This window comes from Ferrovum myxofaciens (assembly GCF_000735045.1).
GTDB lineage: Bacteria > Pseudomonadota > Gammaproteobacteria > Burkholderiales > Ferrovaceae > Ferrovum > Ferrovum myxofaciens.
Window position 1 is genome coordinate 1 of the sequence record NZ_JPOQ01000354.1, and the last position, 253, is coordinate 253.

At 54.5% G+C, this 253-nt stretch carries 1 pseudogene; it reads left to right on the forward strand.

The annotated features are described in order from the left end of the window. Positions 1–253, forward strand: a pseudogene (locus IV91_RS18150) (integrase core domain-containing protein); the annotation flags it as partial.

A 253-nucleotide genomic window follows, 5' to 3' on the forward strand; every position in this document is an offset into this window, starting at 1 on the left:
GCAATGGCCCTCTGACGGGTTTGCAGACATAGAGGCGGCACGGGTTTGGGTACAGGAGTTTGTGCGGTGGTATAACAACGAACATCGTCACAGTCGGATTCGATTTGTGACCCCCTCACAGCGACACCGGAGGGAAGATTGTGGGATACTGGCCAAGCGTCATGAGGTATATCAGGCAGCCAAGGAAAAGAAGCCACAACGCTGGTCAGGGGCTACCCGTAACTGGGAGCCTGTAGGTGCTGTCCAATTGAAT